This is a genomic window from Rhizorhabdus sp. (assembly GCF_018006725.1).
In the GTDB taxonomy this organism is placed as follows: Bacteria; Pseudomonadota; Alphaproteobacteria; order Sphingomonadales; family Sphingomonadaceae; genus Rhizorhabdus.
Genome location: NZ_JAGMXV010000196.1, coordinates 1 through 8,533, shown reverse-complemented (window position 1 = coordinate 8,533; position 8,533 = coordinate 1). Strand labels below are relative to the sequence as shown.

The window sequence follows — 8,533 nt, the reverse complement described above, 5'->3', positions numbered from 1 at the left end:
TCCACAGATCGGGCTTGCCCGCAGCCGCCGCGCGCTGGACCAAGGCCGCATGGTCGAGCGGCGGCGACTGGTCGGGCATCAGCACGGCGCGCGTAATGCCCCCGGCGGTAAAGGCCTTGAGATCGATGGCGAAGACGCCGAGATCGATCAGGCCGGGCGCGACATGCGCGCCGCCCGCGTCGATGCGGGGGACGTCGGCCGGACATTCGAACAGGCCCACCGCCGCTATCCGGCGGTCCCGGACGAGGATGCCGCCGTCCGTGATCGTCCCGGCGGACGGGTCGACGATGCGTGCGTTGAGGATGGCGAGCGAAGCGGTCATGCCCAGCCCTCCACGCCGCGCCTTTTGCGAGTCAACACGTCGAGACAGGCCATGCGCACGGCGACGCCCATTTCGACCTGTTCGGTGATCGCCGAGCGGGTCGGATGATCGGCAACGCTGCTCGTGATCTCGACCCCCCGGTTCATCGGTCCAGGATGCATGACGAGCGCGTCGGGCGCAGCCCGTTCGAGCCGCTCGGGCGTAAGGCCGTAGAGCGCGTGAAACTCGCGCGGCGACGGCAGATAGGCGCCGTCCATCCGTTCGTTCTGCAGACGAAGCATCATCACCACATCGGCACCGTCGAGCCCGGCATCGAAATCGCTGAACGGGATCGCCCCCATCCGGTCGATCGCGGTGGGCATCAGCGTCGGCGGCGCGATCACGCGGACTTCGGCGCCCAAAGTGGTGAGCGCGAGAATGTTCGAACGCGCAACGCGGCTGTGCAGGATGTCGCCGCAGATCGCCACGACCAGTCCGGCGATCCGTCCCTTGCGACGGCGGATCGTCAGCGCGTCGAGCAGCGCCTGGGTCGGGTGCTCGTGGCGTCCGTCGCCGGCGTTCAACACGGGGCAGTCGACCTTGTCGGCGATCAGCTGGACCGCGCCGGACGACTGGTGGCGGATGACGATCATGTCGGCGCGCATGGCGTTGAGCGTCATCGCGGTGTCGATCAGCGTTTCGCCCTTCTTCACGCTCGACGCGCCGACCTGCATATTGACCACGTCGGCGCCGAGGCGTTTGCCCGCGATCTCGAAAGACAGCAGCGTCCGCGTCGAATTTTCGAAGAAGGCATTGATCAGCGTCAGGCCAGACAGGCGGTCGTCATGCTTGCTGGTCGCGCGGTTGAGCGCGATCCACTGCTCGGCTTCGTCGAGCAGAAACAGGATCTCGTGCGGCAGAAGCCCGTAAATGCCGGTGAGATGGCGGTGCGGGAAGGAATGAGACATTAAAGCCGCGCCATAGGGCAGGGCGGGGCCGATCTCAAGCGGGCTTTGGGGCGCCGCTGCTGTCAGATCATTGCGTCGATCGCGCCTTGCAGGATGTAGGACGCTGCCAGCTTGTCGACCAGCTCGGCCCGGCGTGCCCTGCTGGCGTCGGCATCGAGCAGGGTGCGGGTAACCGCCTGGGTCGACCAGCGCTCGTCCCACAGCAATATCGGCAGGTCCATCGCCTCGATATTACGGGCGAAGGCGCGGACCGACTGGGTGCGCGGCGAATCGCTGCCGTCGAGGTTGAGCGGCAGGCCGATCACCAATCCGGTGACCAGCTGTGCCGCCACGATCTGGCGCAGCTTGGCCGCGTCGACGGTGAATTTGGTCCGCTGGATCGTCTCGGCGGGGCTGGCAATCGTCCAGCTGGCGTCGCACAGCGCGATGCCGATGGTCTTGGTGCCGACATCGAGCCCGGCGAGGCGGCCTCGGGCGGGCAAGGCGTCACGGAAGTCGAGGGTGGAGCTTGTGATCATCGGCCGAGATAGGCCGCACTGCGCCGCGCCGCGTCCGCCCGAATGTTCGCCCAGAACAGCGCATAGTCGAACACATGATAATTGTTGCCCGGCATGACGAAGCGGTCGAATCCCTTGGGTGGAGCGCCGATCAGCAGCACGCCCGACGGATCGCAGCGAGCGCCGACGACGCCCGGCTTCACATCCGCGCCCATATAGTCGCTTCTCGGAACGAGAGCGCCGATATTGGCGTCAGGTGCCGCTGCGCTAGCTGGCAGGCCGGTCAGCGGATTGACGCATATCATGTTCGTGCCCTTGCGCGGCGCACCGGTCAGGCCGACCGACGATTCGAAGATCTCGCGGATCTGGCGGGGTTCGGCCGGTTCGGCGAAGCTCTGCCACGACAGGATGCAGCCGGCCTGGTCGGCGCGGGTGCAGGCCGGTAGGCCGAGCACCGGAACGTCCGCCTCGACCGAAATCGGCCAGCCCACCAGATAGGCGGCGACGATGCGCTTGGCGATCGGCTTGCCCGCTACCTTGTCTTTCAGCAGCCGCATGAGGTGCAATGTGCCCTGGCTATGCCCCGCCAGCAGGATCGGGCGATTGGCCGGCAGTTGCGCGACAAAGGCGTCGAAGGCCCGCTCGACATCGCCATAGGCCAGATCGAGCGCCTTTGCCGCGTCGGGAGAGTCGGTCATGAACGTACCGAGCGTCGCCGAGCGGTAACGCGGCGCCCAGATCGCACCGATCGCGTTGAAGGCGCTCGCTTCACTCCAGGCAAAAGCGCGCAGCCATTGACGCGATTCGACGTTGGCGATCGGAGCGTTCCAGCTGGCCTTGCTGTAATAAGTGGTGGGTGGGACGTAGAATACCGCGATTGCCGGCTTTTCCACGGCAGGCGCCACACCGTCCGGAAGCCAGCGCGCGGGGTCGTCGGGCAGATCGGGCCGCGAGAGCCAGGCCGCGGCGCTGCGATAATCGGGGGCCGGGCCGGCCGCTGCGGCATCGAAGCGTCCGCCGGGCACGAAGGTCATGCGCAACAGCTGGTCCTGGAACAGCGACCAGGTCAGTCCGGCGGCCAAGGTGAGCACGATCAACCCCGCGATCAGGTAAAGGAAACGGCGAGCGAGCAAGGACGGCTCCGTCTGCGAGTGCGACATCAACGACGATCGGGGCAAGTGCGTAGCGGGCAATCGCGCATGCGTCCAATGGCGATAGTGCCGGCAGATGAGAGAAGCGGTGCGCCCGTTTCGGTGGCGATACGTCATGCCGCCCTTGCCGCCGCGCGGCCCGGATGCTAGCCGCGCGGCCATGTCAGTCGATGCCGCAACCGTCCGCAAGATCGCGAGCCTGGCGCGGATCGCCGTTACCGACGGCGATGTGGAAGCCATGGTTCCCGAACTCAACAACATCCTGGGCTGGATCGAGCAGCTTGGCGAAGTCGATACCGATGGTGTCGACCCGCTGGCCGCCGTCATCCCCAACCATCAGCGCCTGCGTGCCGACGTCGTGACCGATGGCGACATCCGCGACAAGGTGCTGGCAAACGCGCCCCAGGCCGAACACGGCTTTTTCGCCGTTCCGAAGGTGATCGAATAATGAGCGGCATCACCGATCTGGGCCTTGCCGGCCTGCGCGACGGCTTCCGCGCCGGAGAGTTCTCCGCCCGTGAGGTCGCCGAGGCCTTCAACACGGCAGTGGCGAGCGCCAAGCCGCTCAACGCCTTCATCATCGAGACGCCCGACCATGCCATCGCGGCGGCCGAGGTGGCCGATCGCGCGCGTGCTGCCGGAGAGTTGCTCCCGCTGTCGGGTATTCCGCTGGGTATCAAGGACCTGTTCTGCACCGCCGGCTATCAGACGACGGCGGCGAGCGGGATGCTCGAAGGCTTCGTGCCGCCTTATGAGTCGACGGTGACCGCCAAGCTGTTCGCCGCAGGCGCTGGCATGCTCGGCAAGCTCAACCTCGACCAGTTCGCCATGGGCTCGTCGAACGAAACGAGCGCCTTCGGCAATGTCATCTCGCCCTGGCGGCGCAACGACGGCGGCAACGCGCCGCTGGCGCCCGGCGGCTCGTCGGGCGGCTCCTCGTCCGCGATCGCGGCGCGGATCGTACCTGCCGCGACTGGCACCGACACCGGCGGCTCGATCCGCCAGCCGGCGGCCTTCACCGGCATCGCCGGCATCAAGCCGACCTATGGGCGCTGCTCGCGCTTCGGCATCGTCGCCTTCGCCTCGTCGCTCGACCAGGCCGGCGCGATGGCGCAGGACGTGCGCGACAGCGCCATCCTGCTCGAGGCGATGTCGGGTTTCGACCCGAAGGATTCGACCTCGCTCGACGTCTCCGTCCCGCGCTGGGAAGAGAATTTGTCGAGCGATCTCAGGGGGAAGAAGGTCGGTATTCCCAAGGAATACCGGGTCGACAACATGCCCGCGGAGATCGATGCGTTGTGGCAGCAGGGCATCGCCTGGCTGCGCGATGCAGGCGCTGAGATCGTCGACGTGTCGCTGCCGCATACGCGCTATGCGCTGCCGACATATTACATCATCGCCCCGGCGGAGGCTTCGTCGAACCTCGCGCGCTATGACGGCGTGCGCTACGGCCTGCGTGACCTGCCCGATGGCGCCAATCTGCAGGACATGTATGCGGCGACCCGCGCGGCCGGCTTTGGCCCCGAGGTCAAGCGGCGGATCCTGATCGGCACCTATGTGCTGTCGGCGGGCTTCTACGACGCCTATTACACCAAGGCGCAGAAGGTCCGGGCCCTGATCGCGCGCGACTTCGAAGAGGCATTCAAGCAGGTTGACGTGCTGCTGACCCCGACCGCACCGTCGGCGGCATTCGCGCTCGGCGAGAAGAGCGCCGATCCGCTGGAGATGTATCTCAACGACGTCTTCACCGTTCCGGCGAGCCTTGCCGGCGTGCCGGCCATGTCGGTGCCCGCAGGGCTGGATGGGCAGGGGCTTCCGCTCGGTCTGCAGATCATCGGCCGCCCGCTCGACGAGCAGGGTGTCCTCAATGCCGGTCTCGCGATCGAGCAGCGGGCCGGCTTCGTGGCGCGGCCGCAGAATTGGTGGGCGAAATGAGCAGCTATCGTATCCAGGGCGCCACCGGCGAGTGGGAGGTCGTGATCGGCCTCGAAGTGCACGCGCAGGTCGTTTCCAACTCCAAGCTCTTCTCGGGCGCTTCGGCCGTTTTCGGTGCGGAGCCGAACCAGAATGTCTCGCTGATCGACGCTGCGATGCCAGGCATGCTCCCGGTGCCGAACGAGGAGTGCATCCGTCAGGCCGTGAAGACCGGCATGGCGATCGGCGCGCAGATCAACCGCTGGTCGCGCTTCGATCGGAAGAATTATTTCTACGCCGATCTGCCGCAGGGCTATCAGATTTCGCAACTCTATCATCCGCTTGTGGGTGAAGGCACGATCACGATCGACGCCGACGAGAAGGCCGGCATCAAGGAAGCCAAGACGATCGGTGTCGAGCGCATCCATGTCGAGCAGGATGCCGGCAAGCTGATGCACGACCAGCATCCGACGCGCTCCTATGTGGACCTCAACCGCTCGGGCGTCGCTCTGATGGAAATCGTGTCGCGTCCCGACATGCGTTCTCCTGCAGAAGCAGGGGCTTATCTCAGAAAGCTGCGATCGATCCTCCGCTACGTCGGCTCGTGCGACGGCAATATGGAGGAGGGCTCCATGCGCGCCGACGTCAACGTGTCGGTGCGCAAGGTCGGTGAGCCCTTCGGCACCCGCACCGAGACGAAGAACGTCAATTCGGTTCGCTTCGTCATGGCGGCGATCGAGACCGAGGCGAACCGCCAGGTCGACGTGCTCGAGAGCGGCGGCAAGATCGTGCAGGAAACCCGCCTCTACGATCCCGATCGCAACGAGACGCGGTCGATGCGGTCGAAGGAAGATGCGCATGATTATCGCTACTTTCCCGATCCCGACCTTCTCCCGCTCGAACTGAGCGACGAGTTCATCGAGCGCTGCCGCGCCGAATTGCCGGAACTGCCGGATGCCAAGCGGGCGCGCTATGAGGGTGAATTGGGACTGTCGGCTTACAACGCTGCGGTGATCACCTCGGACGTCGAGACAGCACGCTGGTTCGAGGCGCTGCTCGACGCGACCGGCAAGACCGGTCCTGAAGTCGGAAAACAGGCGTCCAACTGGTTGATTTCGGACCTTTTTGGTGCGCTCAACCGGCTCGGAAAGTCGATCGGCGAAAGCCCGGTTACCCCGAAGCAGGGCGCTGAACTTCTCGGACTCGTTGCCGATGGTACGCTGTCGGGAACGCTGTCCAAGCAGGTGTTCGAGATCATGCTCGAAACCGGCGACGACCCCGCGAAGATCGTCGAGGAGCGTGGCCTCAAGCAGACCAGTGATACCGGCGCGATCGAGAAGGTCATCGCCGACGTCATGGCCGCCAACGCCGACAAGGTCGCCGAATATCGCAGCGGCAAGGACAAGCTGTTCGGTTTCTTCGTCGGCCAGACGATGAAGGCAATGGGCGGCAAGGCCAATCCGGGCGTCGTCAACGACCTGCTCAAGAAAGCGCTGGGCTGATCTCCGGGGAGGCGCGGCCTAACGCCGTCTGTCTCCCCGCTTCGGGCTGGCGTAGGTGCCAAGCTGCGCTATGATCGGCCATGATCTATGGCGATCCCGGCACCGTCATTCCGCTGAACCTTCCTGCGGGAAGCGGCGATTATCAGCTTTCGGTCCCGGACGGTCTTCCGCTTGCACGCGAGGTCACGACCTTGTCGTCCCGCGCCGTCCGGGTCGACTGGAGTTTCGCGGGCCCGTCGACCGTGGCGATCGGGCAGGGCGACGCACTGTCGGGCCGGATACCGCTCGTCGCCAGTGGCCCTGCGGTGTCGGGACCGGCGGGCATCAGGCTCAACAAGGACAGCTCGCTTCACTCCAGGCCGCTGGGACTGGACTTTCCGTCGAGCGGTGACCGGCTGAGTTCGCAGGCGCCGAGCCGGTTGCGCTGCTCCTTTCGCGGCGTCGTCCCCCGGGCGGACGGGGCGCTGCTCTGCTATCTGATGGACTGGGGCGTCGGCGCCGTGCTGCTCACGACGCGCTATGGTTCGGACCAGCTGGAAGCTCTGATCACCCGCGACGATGCGGCCGAGGGCGGCTTCTTCAGCACGGTGCTGCGCAAGCCGGGGACCGAGCAGCTGCTCGAACTCGAATGGCGCGATGCACCGGGCAAGCCGGGCGGTTTTCTGTCCTTCTTCATCGACGGCAAGCCCGCAGGCGGTCCGTTCCCGACGAAGATCAAGCCGCGCCTTACCCCGGCGATGGACCTGTGGGTCAATGCCGTGCTCGGCAATGCGCGACAGGCGGCCGATGGCATGGTGGTCAAGCAGATTGCGCTGAGCTTCGATCGTCCTGTCACCAACCTGTCCTATCCCTCTGTTTCGACTGGGCCTTTCAAAGGATCCGATCTGCCGAAGCTCGTCGTCGACGCCAGGGCGGTAGGGCAGCCGCAGCCGCCCCGGACGCTGGCGTGGCGCGCCGCAGATGGATCCGTCGGGACGATCGACATCACCATCGGTTCGCTCGACGTGCCGCCGGGCGCGGCTTATAAGGCGGTGCTCGAGGACTGGTCCTCCGGCCAGGCCGTCGCGCATCCGAACGCCTTGGTCATGACCCGTCCCGTCGCCCAGAATTGCCGGTTCGAGGACGATGTGCTGGGGGCGGCCACGCCGGCCTGGATCGAATGCCTGCCGCAGGGGCCGGTCCCGGTCATCGGCGGCATCGCCTATCGCTGCGAGACGATCCGCAGCGGCGACTATGTCCAGTTCCAGTTTGGCTATGACTGGGACGAAAGCGTGATGCCGGACAATCCCTTCGGTGATCCTTCGGGCCGCAACGCCTATATGGTCCCGCACAAATGGCGGATTCTGGACCGTGACGACCGCGTGATCGCGATGGTCGAACGTCCCGACGGCGGCCCCCTCAATGGGCTCGACATCCCCCGCCATTATGGCGGCCCCAGCGACGGGCGCGGCTGCGCGATGGTGAGCAAGGAGCATCGCTGGTATCCGCATGGTACGGTGCGTTCGGGGATCATCTGGCGCAGCCGCGACCCCGGCAGCCACGACCAGGGGCTGATCCGCGCCTCGGTGCCGCTGCTCGATCTCAGCGTGCCTTTCGGTAGCCATCTCGACTATTCGGTCAACGGCTATGACCTGCGCATCTTCAGCGGCGGCGCGGGCAATGAGGGGCAGGCCAACGGCTTCGGCAATATCCGCGTCGTCCCCTGGAAGCAGAGCGATTACCGGACGATGGTCGGCCGGACGGGGCGGACGCGCGATCCCTATCCGAGCCTGCTCTACACAGCCAATTCGATGGCGGCGAATGCGGCGCTCTGGCTGGAATATACGCCGTTCAACATTCAGGGGCGGTCGCCCGTGACCGGATCTGGCGGCATCCGCGACGACCGGCAGATCATATCCGAGCCCATCGTCTGGCACATGAACCTGCCCAACGGACTGAGGCCGCATGACGGAACGCCCTGGCGGTCGATCGCGCTCGATTATCTGACCGGCTATGTCTCGGACGCGGTCCATGCTTTCGAGAAAGGCCGCAACGTACCGCTGTTCAAGGGCAATGCCCGGCGATCGATCAAGCTGCGCAACCATTATTACGGCCCCGGCGATCAGGGGCTGCCGGCGTCGCAGGCCTGGTACCAGCAGGGTGGCCGCGTCGCGGGATGGCTGCAAGGCGTCAATCCGCTCAGGGTGTCGGTGCCCTATGC

Annotated in this window: 7 protein-coding genes and 1 pseudogene; 4 read left to right on the top strand and 4 right to left on the bottom strand. The window is 65.9% G+C overall.

Annotation, left to right across the window (positions count from 1 at the left end):
• From KAY22_RS20770 to KAY22_RS20755, 4 genes and pseudogenes are all read right to left on the bottom strand, one after another.
• A pseudogene (locus KAY22_RS20770) lies at positions 1-322 on the bottom strand (dihydroorotase); the annotation flags it as partial.
• Positions 319-1,269: an aspartate carbamoyltransferase catalytic subunit gene (locus KAY22_RS20765; RefSeq protein WP_296625147.1), complete on the bottom strand. Its 951-nt coding sequence runs from the start codon at positions 1,267-1,269 to the stop codon at positions 319-321. The pseudogene KAY22_RS20770 and the gene KAY22_RS20765, both read right to left, overlap by 4 nt.
• A 62-nt stretch (positions 1,270-1,331) precedes the next feature.
• A complete protein-coding gene (gene ruvX / locus KAY22_RS20760; protein ID WP_296625146.1) occupies positions 1,332-1,787 on the bottom strand; it encodes a Holliday junction resolvase RuvX in 456 nt (151 codons plus the stop codon).
• Complete coding sequence (locus KAY22_RS20755; RefSeq protein ID WP_296625145.1) at positions 1,784-2,899, bottom strand: DUF3089 domain-containing protein; 1,116 nt, start codon at positions 2,897-2,899, stop codon at positions 1,784-1,786. The genes ruvX and KAY22_RS20755 overlap by 4 nt, the downstream gene beginning before the upstream one ends.
• A gap of 178 nt (positions 2,900-3,077) precedes the next feature.
• Between KAY22_RS20755 and gatC the strand changes: the two genes are divergently transcribed.
• From gatC to KAY22_RS20735, 4 genes are all read left to right on the top strand, one after another.
• Positions 3,078-3,365 carry an Asp-tRNA(Asn)/Glu-tRNA(Gln) amidotransferase subunit GatC gene (gatC, locus tag KAY22_RS20750; RefSeq protein ID WP_296625144.1) on the top strand — a complete coding sequence of 96 codons (288 nt, stop codon included), beginning with the start codon at positions 3,078-3,080 and terminating at the stop codon, positions 3,363-3,365.
• Positions 3,365-4,852, top strand: a complete 1,488-nt coding sequence (gatA, locus tag KAY22_RS20745) for an Asp-tRNA(Asn)/Glu-tRNA(Gln) amidotransferase subunit GatA (protein WP_296625143.1) — start codon at positions 3,365-3,367, stop codon at positions 4,850-4,852. Before gatC ends, gatA begins: the two co-directional genes overlap by 1 nt.
• Entirely contained in the window at positions 4,849-6,333 is a 1,485-nt protein-coding gene (gatB, locus tag KAY22_RS20740; protein ID WP_296625142.1) for an Asp-tRNA(Asn)/Glu-tRNA(Gln) amidotransferase subunit GatB, read from the top strand. Before gatA ends, gatB begins: the two co-directional genes overlap by 4 nt.
• A gap of 80 nt (positions 6,334-6,413) precedes the next feature.
• Positions 6,414-8,533: hypothetical protein (locus KAY22_RS20735; RefSeq protein WP_296625141.1), on the top strand; the 2,120-nt coding region annotated here is incomplete at its 3' end.

Bases quoted from the DNA above. Each gene is read 5' to 3' on its own strand.
- KAY22_RS20765 (WP_296625147.1), bottom strand. From the start codon at position 1,269: ATGTCTCATTCCTTCCCGCACCGCCATCTCACCGGCATTTACGGGCTT.
- ruvX (WP_296625146.1), bottom strand. From the start codon at position 1,787: ATGATCACAAGCTCCACCCTCGACTTCCGTGACGCCTTGCCCGCCCGA.
- gatC (WP_296625144.1), top strand. From the start codon at position 3,078: ATGTCAGTCGATGCCGCAACCGTCCGCAAGATCGCGAGCCTGGCGCGG.
- gatA (WP_296625143.1), top strand. From the start codon at position 3,365: ATGAGCGGCATCACCGATCTGGGCCTTGCCGGCCTGCGCGACGGCTTC.
- gatB (WP_296625142.1), top strand. From the start codon at position 4,849: ATGAGCAGCTATCGTATCCAGGGCGCCACCGGCGAGTGGGAGGTCGTG.